General features: G+C 36.3%; 16 protein-coding genes, 1 other RNA gene and 1 pseudogene. 6 read left to right on the top strand and 12 right to left on the bottom strand.

Annotated elements, in window-relative coordinates:
- Positions 1-1358 (bottom strand): annotated as a pseudogene (locus tag ACPDHL_RS13135) (hypothetical protein); the annotation flags it as partial.
- Positions 1359-2269: 911 nt separating this feature from the next.
- Between ACPDHL_RS13135 and ACPDHL_RS13130 the strand changes: the two are divergent.
- The 3 genes from ACPDHL_RS13130 (at position 2270) to ACPDHL_RS13120 (ending at position 4812) form a co-directional block, all read left to right on the top strand.
- Complete coding sequence (locus ACPDHL_RS13130; protein ID WP_430533207.1) at positions 2270-3343, top strand: branched-chain amino acid aminotransferase; 1074 nt, start codon at positions 2270-2272, stop codon at positions 3341-3343.
- 99 nt (positions 3344-3442) lie between these two features.
- Complete coding sequence (locus ACPDHL_RS13125; RefSeq protein WP_430533206.1) at positions 3443-3628, top strand: hypothetical protein; 186 nt, start codon at positions 3443-3445, stop codon at positions 3626-3628.
- Between the two features lie 29 nt (positions 3629-3657).
- Positions 3658-4812, top strand: coding sequence for a hypothetical protein (locus tag ACPDHL_RS13120; protein ID WP_430533205.1), 1155 nt, complete (start codon positions 3658-3660; stop codon positions 4810-4812).
- A gap of 60 nt (positions 4813-4872) precedes the next feature.
- Here ACPDHL_RS13120 and kdsB read toward each other — a convergent pair whose 3' ends face one another.
- Positions 4873-5607, bottom strand: coding sequence for a 3-deoxy-manno-octulosonate cytidylyltransferase (gene kdsB / locus ACPDHL_RS13115; protein WP_430533204.1), 735 nt, complete (start codon positions 5605-5607; stop codon positions 4873-4875).
- Positions 5608-5676: 69 nt separating this feature from the next.
- On the bottom strand, positions 5677-7128 hold the full coding sequence (locus ACPDHL_RS13110; protein ID WP_430533203.1) for an ATP-dependent DNA helicase: 1452 nt from the start codon (positions 7126-7128) through the stop codon (positions 5677-5679).
- Positions 7129-7260: 132 nt separating this feature from the next.
- Here ACPDHL_RS13110 and ACPDHL_RS13105 point away from each other — a divergent pair, with 132 nt between their 5' ends.
- Positions 7261-8052 carry a DUF3822 family protein gene (locus tag ACPDHL_RS13105; RefSeq protein ID WP_430533202.1) on the top strand — a complete coding sequence of 264 codons (792 nt, stop codon included), beginning with the start codon at positions 7261-7263 and terminating at the stop codon, positions 8050-8052.
- Positions 8049-8618: a 16S rRNA (guanine(966)-N(2))-methyltransferase RsmD gene (rsmD, locus tag ACPDHL_RS13100; RefSeq protein WP_430533201.1), complete on the top strand. Its 570-nt coding sequence runs from the start codon at positions 8049-8051 to the stop codon at positions 8616-8618. Before ACPDHL_RS13105 ends, rsmD begins: the two co-directional genes overlap by 4 nt.
- Positions 8619-8669: 51 nt before the next feature.
- Here the strand turns inward: rsmD and rnpB are convergent.
- Together rnpB and ACPDHL_RS13090 are read right to left on the bottom strand one after the other, a co-directional pair.
- An RNA gene (gene rnpB / locus ACPDHL_RS13095) (RNase P RNA component class A) lies at positions 8670-8985 on the bottom strand.
- Positions 8986-9050: 65 nt separating this feature from the next.
- Positions 9051-9890, bottom strand: coding sequence for a 1,4-dihydroxy-2-naphthoyl-CoA synthase (locus ACPDHL_RS13090; RefSeq protein WP_182626907.1), 840 nt, complete (start codon positions 9888-9890; stop codon positions 9051-9053).
- A 249-nt stretch (positions 9891-10139) separates the two neighbouring features.
- Between ACPDHL_RS13090 and ACPDHL_RS13085 the strand changes: the two genes are divergently transcribed.
- Positions 10140-11324, top strand: a complete 1185-nt coding sequence (locus ACPDHL_RS13085) for a serine hydrolase domain-containing protein (protein WP_430533200.1) — start codon at positions 10140-10142, stop codon at positions 11322-11324.
- A 370-nt stretch (positions 11325-11694) separates the two neighbouring features.
- On the opposite strand, the gene ACPDHL_RS13080 is transcribed toward ACPDHL_RS13085, so the two are convergent.
- The 7 genes from ACPDHL_RS13080 to ACPDHL_RS13050 all read right to left on the bottom strand — a co-directional run bounded on the left by ACPDHL_RS13080 (position 11695) and on the right by ACPDHL_RS13050 (position 17244).
- Positions 11695-12378, bottom strand: a complete 684-nt coding sequence (locus ACPDHL_RS13080; protein ID WP_430533199.1) for a potassium channel family protein — start codon at positions 12376-12378, stop codon at positions 11695-11697.
- Positions 12379-12391: 13 nt separating this feature from the next.
- Complete coding sequence (locus ACPDHL_RS13075) at positions 12392-14182, bottom strand: TrkH family potassium uptake protein (RefSeq protein WP_430533198.1); 1791 nt, start codon at positions 14180-14182, stop codon at positions 12392-12394.
- Positions 14183-14184: 2 nt separating this feature from the next.
- Positions 14185-14559: a DUF3037 domain-containing protein gene (locus ACPDHL_RS13070; protein ID WP_430533197.1), complete on the bottom strand. Its 375-nt coding sequence runs from the start codon at positions 14557-14559 to the stop codon at positions 14185-14187.
- Positions 14546-15340, bottom strand: a complete 795-nt coding sequence (locus ACPDHL_RS13065) for a HipA family kinase (RefSeq protein WP_430533196.1) — start codon at positions 15338-15340, stop codon at positions 14546-14548. Before ACPDHL_RS13065 ends, ACPDHL_RS13070 begins: the two co-directional genes overlap by 14 nt.
- 150 nt (positions 15341-15490) lie before the next feature.
- Entirely contained in the window at positions 15491-15889 is a 399-nt protein-coding gene (locus ACPDHL_RS13060) for a hypothetical protein (protein ID WP_430533195.1), read from the bottom strand.
- A 127-nt stretch (positions 15890-16016) separates the two neighbouring features.
- Positions 16017-16439, bottom strand: a complete 423-nt coding sequence (locus tag ACPDHL_RS13055) for a hypothetical protein (protein ID WP_430533194.1) — start codon at positions 16437-16439, stop codon at positions 16017-16019.
- 112 nt (positions 16440-16551) lie between these two features.
- Positions 16552-17244, bottom strand: coding sequence for a hypothetical protein (locus ACPDHL_RS13050; RefSeq protein ID WP_430533193.1), 693 nt, complete (start codon positions 17242-17244; stop codon positions 16552-16554).
- Positions 17245-17368: the final 124 nt, after the last annotated feature.

Below are 17368 nucleotides of genomic sequence, written 5' to 3'. Positions count from 1 at the left end.
TCTCTTCCATCTTCTCCTTTAGGACCTTGTGCGCCATCAATTCCGTCTCTTCCATCTTCTCCTTTAGGACCTTGTGCGCCATCAATTCCGTCTCTTCCATCTTCTCCTTTAGGGCCTTGTACGCCATCAATTCCATCTCTTCCATCTTCTCCTTTAGGACCTTGTGCGCCATCAATTCCATCTCTTCCATCTTCTCCTTTAGGACCTTGTGCGCCATCAATTCCATCTCTTCCATCTTCTCCTTTAGGTCCTTGTGCGCCATCAATTCCGTCTCTTCCATCTTCTCCTTTAGGACCAGCAGTTAAATCAACAATAACTGACTGATTCGCTTCATTAGTATACGTAATGGTTCCATTTCCATTGTTAACCAAAGTCGTAATTGTTTCATTTGCCTTTACAATTGCATTGGCATCTATATTATGTGGTATATTTTCTTCGTCTGTATAAACCAGTTCTCTTGTTGTTGCATTATAAATCAGGGAAGTAATAGACTGTTCTACCTTAACCAACTGTTTGAGTACTTGATATAGATCTAGATCGGTTCTATTTTGAATAACTTCTGTCAAATCACCAATCACTTGAATCGTAGTAGTTACCCCAGCTTCATTGGTATATGTATACTTTCCTGCTTGTTCACGTACTAAAGTTGTTATCGTTTCATTCTCGGTTAAAAAAGTACCTAAATCCAATACAGTAGACGTTCCATCCTCATCGATAAAGACAAGCGTTTTCTCCGTAGAATTAATCGCAATAGAGGTAACTGTTTCGAATGATTGAACGCCGCCTTTTATATCTACGGTTACTACATGTCCTTCCTCATTCGAGTAAGTCAGTATCCCCGTTTCCGCATCATATCCCAAAACAGTTACAGTCTCATATTGCTCAACAATGTCCGCAAAATTGAGTTCAACTTGCACTCCATCGTTATCGATGTAATATAATTTATCCCCTTCATAAATTACATTACCCTCGGTAGTTCTCACTATATTTTTGATCAGATTGGTTACTTTATCCCCATCCATCTTTAAAATTTCTTCAAAATGATTCACTACTAGCGCTGGAATATCCTCTCCCTGAACTAAACGATGCCAAGCTGTCTCGTACCAATAGTAATAACCAGGTTGAATTGCTGCGTTTGCAGTGGTGTTAAATACCATTAAACTATTAAGGTTACCATTCGTTATTGTAGTCTTGTCTGTTGCATTTGTCAAAGCAACATTGGGAATTAATAATCCGCGGTTCGTAGCTTCAATTGTCAATTCAGCAGATTTATTTGGCGTATTAGTTCCAATACCTACTTGTGCATTTGCTGATACTGCCCCCAATAATAGAGCAATTGGTATTAATTGTTTTTTCATAATAATATTGATGTGTCTAACATTCTTGTATGTTAAAATTGCTACTGCAATAATTACTATTCAAAAATTCACTCTTTCTTTTACATTTAGGGTTCAAAAAATTGGAAATCCCCATTTTCATACTATTTACCAAGCATAAAAAAGTAAAAATGAACCCTAGAACATCAACAACAAACAATTGAAAACCATTGTTTTAAAAAAACAACTACCCAACCTATACCCAAACTTTCACATAAAGTAAAAACTAGTCTTCTACAAAAGAAAAAAAGCAGAGATCCCGCTTTTCACTATACTTTTTATCATTTAAAAAGGTCTTTCAGACCACTTTTTATGTCATTCAAAAAAGTTAAAAAGCGAGTATGTGAATAAAGACTCTTAATTTTAACAAAAAAAAGACAGGAGAAAATGTCCATTAATTGCAGGATATTTTGCTCAAAGAATAGTTGAAAAAGTAGCGCGTGAATGAACTTCTGTTATTTCTCAATTTCGTTAGGATTTTAAATACCCCAAAAGTCATCACTATATCTTCGTTTTTTACCAAGCGGTACATGCTTTGCTTGCCTCTTCTTTTTGACAAGCGAAAAAAAGTAAAGAGAGCAACCAATCCTAAAGTGATTCACTAAGCAGTATATCGATTATCCTCCGTGCTTAAACAAAGGAATAAAAATAGTTTCTCAGTAAATCAAAAAAATAAACTAAAAACAGGGAGTTTACACAAACAAATTCAAAGTATCCTATATTTTCCCAAGTTTTTTTTTGATAATACAAAATTTTATTCAGCTACGTAATTATTCTTTAAATTTAATTGATAAACAGTGAGTTTTTTTGCTATTTTTGTAAGGCAGTATTTTAAAAATACCGTTTAAACGTTTTATTTAATACAACAACAACTTTTAAAAAAACACTATAAAATGAGTTTAGAAACAAAATTTGAACTTTCTATTGAAAAGATAGAAAAGTCTAGAGTCGATTCAATTGATTTCGATAATGTAAAATTTGGATCTATTTTCACGGATCATATGTTGGTTTGTCATTATAAAGATGGGAAATGGGGACAAGTGGAAATCAAACCTTATGGGCCGATGAGTTTTGCACCTTCAATTAATGTTTTCCACTACGGACAAGCTATTTTTGAAGGAATGAAAGCATACAAAGATAACAATGATGACGTATGGTTATTCCGTCCACGCGAGAACTGGGCTCGTTTTAATAAATCTGCTGAGCGTATGGCAATGCCACACATTGATGAAGAAAGATTTATTGACGGTTTAAAAGCACTTTTAGATTTAGATAGAGAATGGGTAAGAAAAGGACAAGGAAACTCGTTGTACTTACGTCCATTTATGGTTGGAACACACGAAGGTGTTGTTGCTGGTCCATCTAGTGAATTTATGTTTTGTGTGATCTGTTCACCTGCACGTACTTATTACTCAGGAAAAGTAAAAGTACAAGTTGCAGAACACTACAGTCGTGCTGCAAATGGTGGTGTTGGATACACAAAATGTTCAGGAAACTACGGAGGTCAATTCTACCCTACACAATTAGCTCAACAAGAAGGATACCAACAAATAATCTGGACAGATGATGCTACACATACAAAATTAGAAGAAGCAGGAACAATGAACGTATTCTTCCGTATCGGAGATACTTTAATTACTGCTCCAACTAGTGAACGTATCTTAGATGGTGTAACAAGAAAAAGTTTAATCGACATCGCAAAAAGCAAAGGAATCAATGTAGAAGTAAGAGCAATCGTTGTTCAAGAATTATTGGATGCACATGCTAAAGGTGAACTATTGGAAATCTTTGGTGCTGGAACTGCAGTAACTATCGGACAAATTGAAGGTTTTGCTTACCAACAAAAATATTACGAATTACCAAACGTAACAGATGAGGATTCTTACGCTATCTTGTTGAAAACAAACCTACAAGGTATTCAACAAAAAGCAATTGAAGATACTTTCAACTGGACAGAAAAAATATAAGTACCCTTTTCGGATACATTTTAAAAAACGGCAGCTATCCTGCCGTTTTTTTATGCCCTAAATTGAAGCTTTTTACTTATTTTTGCTAAAATCTTTATTATGTTTACAACAGGGCAAATTCAATTCGCAGCTTTCTTTATTGTTACATTTACGATTATTCTAATCATTATGTATCGTAAGGATCTTAATCTTCACCGCAAATACTACAAAAATAGATTGTGGATCTTACTTGCGTTTTTAGCCTTCATCGGTTCGCTATTCATCCTAAAGAATGTTCTTAAATAATATTAAATCCTAGGTGTCTACTGCTAACTATGAAAATCCTTAAGTATTTCCTGCTTCTTGTTACTTTGCTATGCATTTCGCTAGTGGTTTTTGTATTAACCCAAAGTGGTAACTTTAAAATCACTAAATCATTTGAACTGGATGCACCTCAGCCTATTGTATATCGATACATACAGGACTTAAACAATTGGAACGATTGGATTGAGACAGAAAATAATACCAACGGAGTATATAGCATCACCTTACCTAAAATCGGGGTATACCAAGTTCGAAAAGAGTACGAAAAGCCCTACGACAGTATTTCACAAGATATTCTGTATGACAATAAATTGTCCAATATCATTTGGCGTTTTAGTCCACAAGGACAAAAAACAAAAGTAGATTTTACCTTTGAAGGCTCCATTGACTTAAAGACAAAAATATTGACCTTTTTCTCTGGATCACCAGACAAAGTGGTAGGTACAGCTATAGACAATAGTATCAATACGTTGATTGTATTCTTTATCAAACAATATAGAGAATACGACCTAACAACGTCAGGATCGGCAAAAAGAAAGACGTTCGACTATATCTATTTGAATAGTACAGCGGAGTACACTGATATGAAAACTAGTATTGAAGCCCTACATACCCAACTAATGGACTTTTGTACAGCCAATAAAATCAAGGTAGATCCAACACCGCTACTTTTATTTGACAATCATCCTCTAACGCAAAACTTAGCATTCCAATTTGGTTTCAAACTCCATGATTCTATCTTTTTAAACGAAGATGAAAAAGTAAAAATGGGAACGTTAGAGGGCAATGACTATTTTGAAAGCTCCATCACAGGCTATTATTCTCACCTGCCAAAAGCATTGAGGGAAATTCGTACTGTGGTTAGCAAATCGGAAGTTTTTACCAATAATCCTGCTCAAAAAATGTTGATTGAACTAAATCAATCGTCACTAGATAATCGCTTACCCTCAACATGGAAAACAACGGTTCTCATTCCTATTACACAAAATGAGCAACCAGTTGTGCATCAAACACAAGCGTATTCTTCTGGGTATTTCACGCAAAACGATAGTATTAAACCTCGTAAACGAATTTATACCCCACCAAAAGAAGTTATCCCTGTTGCAACTGAGCCAAAACAAGAAGAAAAACAAGAGGCAACTGTAGATACAACAACTACCAAGTAAATGAATAAAAAAAGAGAATCGGTTAGGATTCTCTTTTTTAGTTTATCTTATTTCTGTTTATTATTCACCTGTTAGTAATGTTTTGGCATAGGCTAAATCTTCAGGTGTATCAATACCTACTCCTGTATGTTTCGTGATTGCCATTTTAATTCGCTTGCCATATTCTAAATAACGCAACTGTTCTAATTTTTCAGTAGCTTCTAGGAATTTCATCGGCCATGTGGTAAACTCCAACAGCGCTTCTCGTCTAAAAGCGTATACGCCAATATGCTGATAGTATTGCACTTTAGTTTCTTTATCTCTCGGATATGGAATAACCGAACGCGAAAAATACAAGGCCATCTGATGCTCATCAACCACCACTTTAACGTTATTCGGATTTTCAATGCGCTCCCAATCGTCAATTGGAGTCATCAAAGACGCTAAGTCAACTTGTTTTTCTTGATCGGCTTTAAAAATTTCAATTAATTTCTCTAAGTTATCTTGATTGACAAAGGGCTCATCTCCCTGTACATTGATTACAATATCGGCCTCAATCTCCGCAATTGCTTCCGCTATTCGATCACTGCCACTTTCATGTTCTTTCACACTGCGAACTACTTTACCACCGTGCGATTGAATTTCATCGTAAATTAAAGGAGAATCGGTAACGACAAATACATCGTCAAACAACCCTGTCTCAACGGTAGCTTCATAGGTTCTTCGAATAATTGTTTTACCGCCTAATTCTTGCATTAATTTTGCAGGAAAACGCGTAGAGGCATAACGTGCCGGAATAACAGCAATTACTTTCATATGGTTTGTCTTATTTTTCAATCAAAGATAAGAGATTTCGATAATTTCTTCCAACAATAACACACGGATTTATCGCATTGACTCGTCCAATTGCTCCTCAAAATACTCTTCTTGAAAACCAATGAGATACAATTTACTCTTGGCGCGTGTCATGGCTGTATAGAGCCAACGCACATAATCTTGGTTGATGCCTTCAGGTAAATACGGCTGTTCAATAAAAACCGTATCCCATTGCCCACCTTGAGATTTATGACAGGTGACAGCATAAGAAAACTTAACCTGTAATGCATTAAAGTATTCGTTTTCTTTTACTTTTTGATTTTTCTTATACTTGGAAATTTCATCCTCATAATCCAATAAAACCTCTTGATACAAGCGATTACTTTCTTCATAGGTCAATGCAGGTGATTCACTCGTCAACGTATCCAAAAGAATAACAGTATCAAAGGGAGTCATCTCGTCGTAATCAATCATGCGAATCCGTACGGAGGCAAATCGAAAACCATACAATTCAATTGTTTTATAAATCTGTAGAATTTCAATGATATCCCCATTGGCTAAAAAGTCGGTTACAGTAGAATCCTTTAACCAATAGTAGTTATTTTTGACCACCATCAATAGATCTCCTGCTGCTATTTCACTCTCTCGATCTAAAATACGCATTCGGATTTGCTGGTTGTATGCATTTGCTCGTTTATTGGAGCGAACGATAAACATGGTTTCTTCTGGTCCTGCATTGGAATAGGAAGAATAAATAGCGTCTTGGATATCGTAGCTATCTGTTAAGCGAATAATATCTTTAAATCCGTATAAATTGAACTGAAAAGTATCCATAAAATGCGAATCCAACAGCATACGCAATTCCGTTGCATTATAGAGAATACCCGAATCTTCCTCTTGACGCATTACCTCATCCAATTCAATGTGGTGAATCGGCATATGATAATGAAAGCTCAATTGATCGGTGTCTAAGGCAGGACTTACTGTCATATTGATTGGAGGAAGCTGCGCCACATCTCCAATTAAAATCAACTTGCAATTTTGCCCTGTATATACGTAGTAAATTAAATCATCCAAAAGCGACCCATGCGGGTACATACTGCTATCTCCTGCTGAGCCATCGCCAATCATCGATGCTTCATCTACAATAAAAATCGTGTTTTTATGCTTATTTTGACGCATTGTATATTGCATACCTCCACCATTTTTTAACGGTTTCGGATAATAAATATATTTGTGGATGGTAAAAGCAGGACGTTGTGCATAGCTGCTAATCACTTTAGCTGCACGCCCCGTTGGTGCAAGCATCACAGCATATTTATGGATCGAACGCAATTGATTCACAACAACGGACAACAAAGTCGTTTTTCCAGTCCCCGCATATCCTTTCAATACAAATAGTTCATCTTGCTGATCTGCCGTAATAAACTCCGCTATTTTCTGTAAGAAAACATCCTGTTTTAACGTGAGTTCATATGGAAATTGATGTCGTAATACCTTATAAAATTCAGTTCCTCTCATGCTACTTTTCTCCTAAATACACCTAAAACACCAAAGATACTAAGCTTTTTAGCCCAAGACTAATATACTCCCTTAAAATTGTTTAAATTTGTCTCTCGTATTCGTTGTCAGAAAATTATAGCTCAACAAACTATGAAGCAAAGCTTAAACAAACTTATCATTCAGGTTTCCCTACAGAAATTTACATTTATCGTACAAGAAATAGAATCGAAACAGATTCATCATTTTGTTTCTGAAGGATTAAATCAAAATAGAACAATTGAAGATCAGTTGCATGCACTCTTTGCTAAACACGAAATTCTTTCGGATTCTTTTGAAGACATCATCGTATTACACGATAGTAACCTCAATACGTTTGTACCTACAGCTATATTTGACGAAACTGCAATGGGATCCTACTTACAGTACAATACGAAAGTATTCTCGTCTGATTTCTTTGCCTTTGATGCATTAGTCAATCAAACCATCAACAACGTTTACATCCCTTATGTGCAAATTAACAATGTCTTATTTGACAAATTGGGTGCTTTTACCTATCAAAACATCAATACTGCTTTAGTAGAACACATCATAGAACGAGCAGCAAATAGTACCGAAATTGAGGTGTATGCCTATGTACAAAAGGATCATTTTGAATTGGTCGTCACCCAAGCAGGACAACTCCTCTTATTCAATTCTTTTCTATATGCCACTGCTCAAGATTTTATCTATTACTTGCTCTTTGTCTACGAACAACTCAAACTCGATCCAGAAAATATCCGATTGAAATTGATGAGCCGTATTGAAAAAGAGGACGCATTGTTTGAACAAGCCTATACCTACATTCGTCATGTAGAACTATTGGAGGAAAATACAAGGATTGCTCCCTCCCTCCTCCTACATTATCAAGTACCAAAACAACATTATATTTTATTCCATCTATGAGAATTATTTCAGGAAAATTAAAGGGAAGAAAACTAAGTCCACCTAAAAACCTACCTGTTCGTCCAACCACTGACATGAGTAAAGAAGCTTTGTTTAATATTTTAAACAATCACTTCAATTTCTCTGAATTACAAGTGTTAGATTTGTTCGCAGGAACAGGAAGTATTAGTTACGAGTTTGCTTCAAGAGGCGTGGAAAATATTGTCAGCATTGATGCTGATTACGGTTGTGTTAACTTTATCAAGAAAACAGCAAAAGATTTTGAGCTAAACATCGTTCCCTATAAGTCAGATGTTTTTAAATTCCTTGAAAAACACCGAGGAACCTACGATATCATTTTTGCTGATCCACCTTATGATTTTACGCAAGAACAATTTGAGAAAATAGTAACAGATATCTTAGCTAATAACATCCTAGATGAAGAAGGAATGCTCGTTGTTGAACATTCAAAATTCACGAAACTAGAGCATTTGCCTCATTTTTCCTTTGAGAAAAACTACGGTGGATCTGTCTTTACGTTTTTTGAATACACTCAAGAGGATGAAGAGGATACAGAAGAACAATAAAAAAATCCACACCTAGGTGTGGATTTTTTTATTGTTGTACTTTGATTTAAAAATAAATGCAGATCTATAAGCCGGATTCTGTATGTACCGAAGTACACCCTTATCATTTATCCAGGCCATCAATTACTCAATGGCTCCATCTGCCTACCCCTAAAGCATCGGGCGAGCAGCCCTCGAACGCTAAATATACATGGCATTTCACCGTATAGAGTTTACCTGATTTCACTACAGCATTACCTGTACATCCTTTCTGTTGCACTTGTCCTCACGAATTGCTTCGCGGATGGGTGTTACCCACTATACCGCTCTATGGTGTCCAGACTTTCCTCTCGTTTATTGCTAAACCAGCGATAAGGCGATCTGCATAAGGCTGCAAAAGTACAGCTTTCCGCTCGAATGCGAAAAAACTATTTACTTTATTTTATCTATCGATTATGGAATCCATTTCTTAGGGAAATTGGGCTTGCGTTTTTCTAAAAATGCATTGCGCCCTTCAATCGCCTCTTCTGTCATATAAGCCAAACGCGTTGCCTCTCCAGCAAACACTTGTTGTCCTACCATTCCATCATCAGTTAAGTTCATTGCAAACTTCAACATCTTAATAGAGGTCGGCGATTTAGCTAGTACTTCTTGTGCCCATTCATAGGCTGTATCTTCTAACTCCGCATGCGGAATAACTGCATTAACCATCCCCATTTCAAAGGCCTCTTGAGCAGAGTAATTTCTACCTAAAAAGAAAATTTCTCTTGCCTTTTTCTGTCCGACCATTTTGGCCAAATAAGCAGATCCGTAGCCCCCATCAAAACTCGTTACGTCTGCATCTGTTTGCTTAAAAATAGCGTGTTCTTTACTCGCTAAGGTCATATCGCAAACCACGTGTAAACTATGTCCTCCTCCTACAGCCCAACCTGGAACTACAGCAATGACAACTTTGGGCATAAAGCGAATTAAACGCTGTACCTCTAAGATATTCAATCGATGCATACCATCTTCTCCTACATACCCTTGATGACCTCTTGCCTTTTGATCGCCACCGCTACAAAAAGAATAAACACCATCTTTAGGAGACGGCCCTTCTGCAGATAGTAAAACTACGCCAATAGAGGTGTCTTCTTGAGCATCGTAAAAAGCACGATATAATTCACTTGTTGTCTTAGGTCTAAAAGCATTTCGAACTTCTGGACGATTAAACGCAATACGAGCGACTCCATTACACTTTTTATAGGTAATATCTTCAAACTCGATCGCCGTTTTCCATTCTATCTTACTCATATCTTTTCTTATTTGTGAGTAAAATTACTGTTTTTTTACTTGATATCTAAACAAAGACCGCGAGAATCCCTTTCCCCTTTTCTTCCGTCCTAATCCCCCTATATTACTCCTCCATAAAAAGCACATTTTGTATACTTCTCAATTATTTTAATTAGAATTTGAAAGTTTAGTGAGAATTTTCTTTGATATTCAATAACTTTTATTAATTTGGTTTTTTCTTTAAAAAATCCCTACAAGACAGTAAGACTAATGAATACCAAACTCACACTCGCTTTAGTTAGCTTATTAGCTTTAGCTTCTTGCAAACAACAGCAAGAAACTACTATGGATTTAGCCTTGAATATGCCCATTATCAAAGAACATAATGTGTTGATCGACAAACCGTATGAATCGTCATTTCAAGAACTAAAACCAGAATACATCCTTGAAAAAGGACAGCAGATCGAAGATTTTTACAACCAATATATCAATAAAAACGGTTATACCGGAAGCTTTTTAGTGGCACAAAATGGAAAGATTTTATATGAGCACTATTCAGGTTATGCCAACAAGAAACAAAATGAATCCATTACAGAAAATACTCCTATTCACGTAGCTTCTGTTGGAAAAGTAATCACAGCAGTAACGGTTTTACGACTAGTACAGGAAGGCCTTATTCGCTTGGATCAACCCGTTTCTGAAATTATTGATGGTTTTCCGTATGATGCAATTACGGTTCGAACGCTATTAAGCCATCGCAGTGGTTTGAAATACTACGGATATTATCCGAACAAATGGACCACTAATAATGTAATCACCAATGATCAAGTTATTGAGGTCATTAACAGCAAATCGGTTGCTCTAGATTTTAAACCCAATACGCGTTTTACCTATAGTAATACTAATTATGTCGTGTTGGCTTCGATCGTTGAAAAAATAACAGGTAAAAAATTCAAACAAGCTGTACGCGATTTAATTTTCGATCCACTAGAAATGAATCACAGTTTTGTGTTTGATGATATTACACATAAAAACCAGGTGACACAATCCTATAATTCTAATTATCGTGAGATGCATTGGGACTATATGGATGGAACGTATGGAGATAAAAACATCTATACCACGCCTAGAGACATGCTGAAATTAGATACCGCTATGTATTCTGATGATTTCTTAAATGCTGATTTAAAAGGACAAATGACAGAAGGATACAGTTTTGAAAGTAAAGGTACGCGCAATTATGGATTAGGTATGCGTTTGATCAAAATGAAAAACGACAAAAACTACACCTATCACAATGGTTGGTGGAGAGGAAATACATCGTCTTACATTCGCTTAGCTGATTCTAATGCTTGTATTATCCTTTTCTCAAACAAATATTCGAAATCAACGTATAAAACAATTGATTTATCTCACTATTTAGGAGATTACCCTGTTGGAAATGTAGAATTATAAGAAAAATCGGGTATTGGAGATGGGAAAATGGAGATGAGAGAAGGGAAATTACTTTGATATAAAAGAATTTACTTTAGTAAAAGATGCTCTTCTTTCTTGCGCGGTTTGCACGGTCTGTGAGAAATGAGAAAGCGAAGAATCATCATACAAAAAAAGGTTCGATTGTTTACAAACAATCGAACCTTTTTTTATTAGAAAATTTCCCCTTATGAGTAAAGAGCGATGACGTTCATCCTAAACCATGCAATCGAACAAACCGAAACGCAGTGTAGGTTCATCGAACACCAAAACAAAATATAAATTAGGTGAGATAAAGAACAAAGAGCAAAGAACAATCTCCCATTTCTCATCTCCATTCTCCATTCTCCATCTAATCATTCAAAATGCGCTTAATATCTTTATTATCCCCGTAAATCACCATAATATCACCTTGGTGTAAAATGGTATCATACGAAGCGATACCTTGTACTTCGTGAATTTTGCGTTGCGCACCAAAGAAGTTGCGTTCTTCACGCACTTTTAAGGTTGTTAACACCACTAAATTATAATTGGTTCTAAATCCTATCTCCCCCAATGTTTTGTTAGCAAAACGCTCAGAAATCGTTATTTCTACAATACTATAACGTCCGTTTATTTCGTACGAATCCACCACACCTTTGATGCACAATTTCTTTGCCCAGCGTTCGGCTGTTTCTTCTTCTGGATGCACAATCTCATCCACGCCAATGGCTTGTAAAACATTCTCGTGTAGGGGGGTAATGGCACGACTGATTAAGCGCTTGACATTCAAATTTTTCAATACCGCAGTTGTCATAATATTTGCTCCTTGATCTTCTCCAATGGCTACAATCACAATATCCGTATTAGCCAAAGGCAATTCGGCAACTAAATATTGATCGGTTGAATCCAAGCAAATCGTATGGGATACTTTGTCTTTATTGGCATCCACTCGAGCCATATTTTTATCTACTCCGATTACTTCATTGCCTTGCTCCGTTAGCTTTTGTGCCAAGGAAGCTCCAAAATTTCCCAAACCGATAATGATATATTTCATAGTATGTTTCTTCTTAGTTAATCAAAATTTCTTCTGTTGGATACCTGTAATTGGTTACTGTTTCTTTTTTGCCAATTGCAATTAAAAGGGTTAAAATACTTACGCGCCCAACAAACATCAACATAATCAAGGTTACTTTACTAGGATCCGTTAATTTGGATGTAATTCCCGTACTCAACCCCGCTGTGCTATAGGCAGAAAAAGCCTCATAAGACAAGCGAATAATATCGATCGTTGGTTCAAAAAAGGTCAAAGCAAATAAAGCTACACCGATGATAAACAAAGATAGAAAGATAATCGCAAAAGCACGTCGTACTGCTGACTCATCTACTTCTCTTCGATTCACTTCAATTCTTGTTTTCCCCTTCATCAACGTCCATATATTGAGTAAAGCAATAGCGAATGTAGTGGTTTTAATCCCCCCTCCTGTTGAAATTGGAGAGGCTCCAATCCACATCAACAGCATCAAGATCAAAAAGGTAGGCACCGTAAATAAATTATTATCTACCGATGCAAATCCGGCCGTACGCGGTGATGTAGCAGTAAAAAAGGCGACTACGACTTTCCCAATACCCTGATGTTCTGCTAGTGTATTATTGTACTCTAAGCAATAAACAAGTAGGGTTCCCCCTACGATTAAACCTGCTGTAGTGATCAAAATGATCTTTGTACTTAAATTAATCACCCGAGGCACGTATAAACTTGCTTCTTTTAAACTAAAAGGTAAAAGGCGATTGACAATTAAATGTTTGATGTATTTATAGACATTATAGACAATGGGGAAGCCCAATCCTCCCATAATAAACAAGCCTGCTATAATCAACTGTAAGGGATAGTTAAATCGATATTCTAAGGTATATAAATTCTCAGGTAAGGTGGAAAAACCTGCATTACAAAAAGCGGAAACGCCGTGAAAAACGGCAAAAAATATCCGATCATAGATCGAGTCGAATACCTGGTGACGAATACTGATAAAGATAGCAATCATCCCGATAAATTGGATAATCCCTGAGATAATCATAATGCGTTTCAACGTAGCAAAAACATCACCTAATTTATTGACTGATGAAACATCTTTGAGTACCAATTGATTGCCATACGAAGCTTTACCTCTAAAGAAATAGCTAAAATAACTCGCAATAGTCATGATTCCCAATCCCCCACACTCCATCAAAAAAATCATCACCGTTTTGCCAAATAAAGTAAACTGACTACCGATATCTACCGTAGAGAGTCCCGTCACACAAACGGCGCTCGTTGCAGTAAACAAGGCGTCAATATAACGCATACTTCCAGGTGTTACTGTGGCTTTAGGAAACGAAAGCATGAAGGCGCCGATAAAGATAATCAGCAAAAAACTAACAATAAATAACTGAGGAGGTGTAAGTTTCGTTTTTTTCAAATTAAGCTGTAGCATGGAAAACTCCCGTACGAGCATAATAAAAACAGCAAAGAAAATCACCGCATTACTATCAAAAAATCGATTGGTATGTTCGGGTTGCCAACGAACAACAACCAGCGTCAAAAATAGTAAAACGCTGAATCCATCAAATATCTTAACCCCTAAGCTAGGTTGTTTCTTCTGTCGAAAGGCACTGTAATACCGATAAAAGATAATAACCATCCCCATAGTTAAACACACATTATACAAATGGTGTAAATGGCTGTGATAGTCATTAAGCGTATTAAAGCCCAAATCAAAAATTAGGGCAAAAAGCGAAATAAAGCTGAGTAAAAATGGCAAGCGAACCAAAAAATACTTCACTCGATTTACAACGATAGTTTTGAAATAAAATAACGGCATAGCTACAAAACAAGTTCGTCAAAAAGTTGATCAAAGGTTTGATTGACATCTTCTGTTAATCCACAATGTGTAGGAGAAACTTGAATACAAGAACTCTTCGTTGCTGCTAACCAGCGAAAGCGTTCTGCGGCATCAAAACTGTTAATAGGACTTGCTTTCGCTTCTGCTTCTGCAATTGCAATAAACGCCATAATATGTTTTTCTAATACATCGAGATCAATCTCTGTTCTAAAACACGCCAATTTTTCGTGATCTAAATAGTATTGTCCCCTTAAATTTCGCTTCTGTTTACAAAACAACAAGAGTCCAATATTGATAAATTCGCCACGTTCAACACGAGGTACGAATCGAATTACTGCATACTCATATACCAACATTGCGTAACTTTTTTGCTTCGTTAACAAACACATCAGCCTGATCTCTTCTCAATTGTAAAAATTGAAAATAAACGGTCCTAACCTCTTCAGGTCCTAAGTCGGACTCTTCCCAAGTTAACCAGTCTACAGGGATTTGTTGCACAAGATCGCGCAAAACCTCATCGGTTAAAACTTGAGTAAACGCTTGATTGACTTCATCTAATTTAGAAGCTTTCGCCAATAAAACGTGATCTTTGATTAAAGTAAATGGCGTCACCGCACTTTTTTCCCAATTGGTAAACGAGTGGTGAAAATAAAAAGAAGCCCCGTGATCAATTAACCACAATTCTTTGTGCCATACCAACATATTGGTATTGCGAAAGGTGCGATCCACATTGGTAATAAACGCATCCAACCAAACCACTTTCGAAGCCAACAATTCATCTACTTCAAAAGCTTGTGGATCAAAAGTCAAAGCCCCCGAAAGAAAGTGCAAGCCCAAATTCAATCCTTGACTGAATTTGAGTAAGTCTTGAATTTCTTCATCCGCTTCTGTTCGTCCAAAAGCTTCATCAAGCGTCGCAAATACCAATTCAGGAACAGGTAATGCTAGCGTTTTCGCCAATAATCCACCTAGTAATTCCGCAATTAAGGCTTTAACTCCATGTCCGGCTCCCCGAAATTTAATCACGTATTTAAAACCGTCATCTGCATCCGCTAAAGCGGGTAAAGAACCTCCTTCTCGCAAAGGAGTTACATAACGCGTTACCACGACACTTCTCAATTCAAGGGTTTTATTCATGTTTGTGTATTCTAATTTAATCAAAAGATTGGGTCAATTAAAAGTAAGCTTTCTCTTTGTTTTTGCCAACCCTATCCTTCTAAAAAATAAAAAAGGGATACCTCCCTTTTTTATACTCCTATTGCTGTATTAAAAATACTCTTTACTGGTTTACTTTATTGTGATCTTAGCATTTGTTACGACCTTGCGCAAGGTATTTTGTTGCTCTTTTGTTTTTAAGTTGAAGATGTCTCTTACTTTTCCGCTGTTCAAGTGCACTACTGCTTTTGTAGCTAATCCCTTTGGCATTTTGACAAACTTGATATTCGCTTTGTCAATTTGTTCCACTGCGGTTTTCTTCAGGAAGTTCTTATATACTAAAAACAAAAACACAGCAGCGATAATACAAAAGACGTAATCCATCTCTTTGGGAGCTTTCCAATCCGCCATAAACAAACGAATCAAGGACATGCCCAAAATAACAGATGACATCAAACGAGAAGAAGTTAGCCTCCCTTTGTAATTATCCTGAATCAACAGTTGTTTTGTTTCATTGTTAAATGATACCATAGCGATTGTCTTTTGATTTATTCAATCTTACAAAGTTACATATTAAACTGTGAAATAGCGCTTTTTTAACCTTTTGAAAAGAGATTCTTTCTTCTTTTTCGCGTACAATTCTCGCTATTTATGATTCTTATTCTTTTGTAAAAAGAGCAGTAAAAACATCTTCTTGTACATTTTTATTTGAATTTAACAATCTTTTGAGCAACGGAACATATCCCTGATACAATTCGGCATGTTCAAAAATAATTTGTCGATTCTTAATAATATAGCCATCGTAAAAACACGTCTGCCATTGGCCAATTTTATTGAGCACACCGATTTGTAAATACGGATGTCTATGGCTAAACGCTGCGATTTTATCCTCTAAAAAAAGGATGGAAACATCAAAACTAGTCCAGCAAATCTCATCGATATTGATCGAAACAAGAAGCAAGGTCTCCTCGTGATGGGACACAAACTCTACCGTACCAAAGGGAAATAACCTGCGTAGCTCCGAGGTGAATGCCTGCTGATTTTCTTCGTGTAACAGCAGGATAATATAAAGCACTTCCATAGACTAACTTCTTTTTATTTAAAGTTAATCCGTAAAATTGTTAATTCCTTCTCCTTTGTCTTACGAAAAGGTTATTTTTTTATTACGTCATAACAAAAAAACTCCAAAACACCTATTCTTTCATTTCCGTTATAAAGCGTTCAATTTCATTCGTTTTGCTTTTAATTTCGTTTATCAACCTCTCGTCGTTTTGCTGTGAAATATTCAACTGTTTAAAACGCAGCGATCCATCTTTCATGGGTAAAACGACAATCACACGTCCCTGAGTCAAATCAAAATACTTCATATTCACTAGAGCCAGATCCAAATTGGTTTCATTATTTTGAATCGCCACCCACTTAATCTGCCTTTTCGCATCCGTATAAATAAGACCTTCCCCAACATATACTGGATGATTTCGAGAAGATACAAAAGAGCCGTTTTTAGGTGAATCATAGGTCGTGTGAACCAAAATAGTAAAATACCCCAATTCACTTTCTTCTATACCTACATCTTTAAAAAAGTGCGAATTATAGGTCCCTTTACTCACCAATGCCGTTTGTCGAACAAAAGTCGAATGCCCCAGAACAAGTTGTTCTTCCATACTTCCATTTCCTTGCGAATCATAATCAGCTACAGGAAATACGCCAAAACCTAAAGGCAAATTATTCAGTTCGTCTACATCAACGAAGACCAGATCATTTTTAAACTGTTGCCAATTCATTACTTGATTCGATTCCACCACTTGCACCACAGGTTGATCTTTTTTTACACAAGAACAAACGCTAAGACTCAGTAGTACCAAAAAGAAACTCCTTTTTATCATCCTTTACTTTTTTAGCTACCTAAAAGTACACCTTTATCCTCTTCCAGTCAAACCCAACCTTGACGAAACAGCTCTTTTTACGCAAAAAGGGTTAAACGATTTCTCGTTTAACCCTTTTTTTATT

Source organism: Myroides sp. C15-4 (assembly GCF_050522745.1).
In the GTDB taxonomy this organism is placed as follows: domain Bacteria; phylum Bacteroidota; class Bacteroidia; order Flavobacteriales; family Flavobacteriaceae; genus Flavobacterium.
The sequence above is the reverse complement of the archived record's forward strand: the minus strand, read 5'-3'. Positions and strand labels throughout refer to the sequence as shown.

Coding starts and splice junctions, on each gene's coding strand:
- rsmD (WP_430533201.1), top strand. CDS start 8,049: ATGAGAATTATTTCAGGAAAATTAAAGGGAAGAAAACTAAGTCCACCT.
- ACPDHL_RS13085 (WP_430533200.1), top strand. CDS start 10,140: ATGAATACCAAACTCACACTCGCTTTAGTTAGCTTATTAGCTTTAGCT.
- ACPDHL_RS13070 (WP_430533197.1), bottom strand. CDS start 14,559: ATGTTGGTATATGAGTATGCAGTAATTCGATTCGTACCTCGTGTTGAA.
- ACPDHL_RS13080 (WP_430533199.1), bottom strand. CDS start 12,378: ATGAAATATATCATTATCGGTTTGGGAAATTTTGGAGCTTCCTTGGCA.
- kdsB (WP_430533204.1), bottom strand. CDS start 5,607: ATGAAAGTAATTGCTGTTATTCCGGCACGTTATGCCTCTACGCGTTTT.
- ACPDHL_RS13125 (WP_430533206.1), top strand. CDS start 3,443: ATGTTTACAACAGGGCAAATTCAATTCGCAGCTTTCTTTATTGTTACA.
- ACPDHL_RS13065 (WP_430533196.1), bottom strand. CDS start 15,340: ATGAATAAAACCCTTGAATTGAGAAGTGTCGTGGTAACGCGTTATGTA.
- ACPDHL_RS13075 (WP_430533198.1), bottom strand. CDS start 14,182: ATGCCGTTATTTTATTTCAAAACTATCGTTGTAAATCGAGTGAAGTAT.
- ACPDHL_RS13050 (WP_430533193.1), bottom strand. CDS start 17,244: ATGATAAAAAGGAGTTTCTTTTTGGTACTACTGAGTCTTAGCGTTTGT.
- ACPDHL_RS13090 (WP_182626907.1), bottom strand. CDS start 9,890: ATGAGTAAGATAGAATGGAAAACGGCGATCGAGTTTGAAGATATTACC.
- ACPDHL_RS13120 (WP_430533205.1), top strand. CDS start 3,658: ATGAAAATCCTTAAGTATTTCCTGCTTCTTGTTACTTTGCTATGCATT.
- ACPDHL_RS13110 (WP_430533203.1), bottom strand. CDS start 7,128: ATGAGAGGAACTGAATTTTATAAGGTATTACGACATCAATTTCCATAT.
- ACPDHL_RS13055 (WP_430533194.1), bottom strand. CDS start 16,439: ATGGAAGTGCTTTATATTATCCTGCTGTTACACGAAGAAAATCAGCAG.
- ACPDHL_RS13060 (WP_430533195.1), bottom strand. CDS start 15,889: ATGGTATCATTTAACAATGAAACAAAACAACTGTTGATTCAGGATAAT.
- ACPDHL_RS13105 (WP_430533202.1), top strand. CDS start 7,261: ATGAAGCAAAGCTTAAACAAACTTATCATTCAGGTTTCCCTACAGAAA.
- ACPDHL_RS13130 (WP_430533207.1), top strand. CDS start 2,270: ATGAGTTTAGAAACAAAATTTGAACTTTCTATTGAAAAGATAGAAAAG.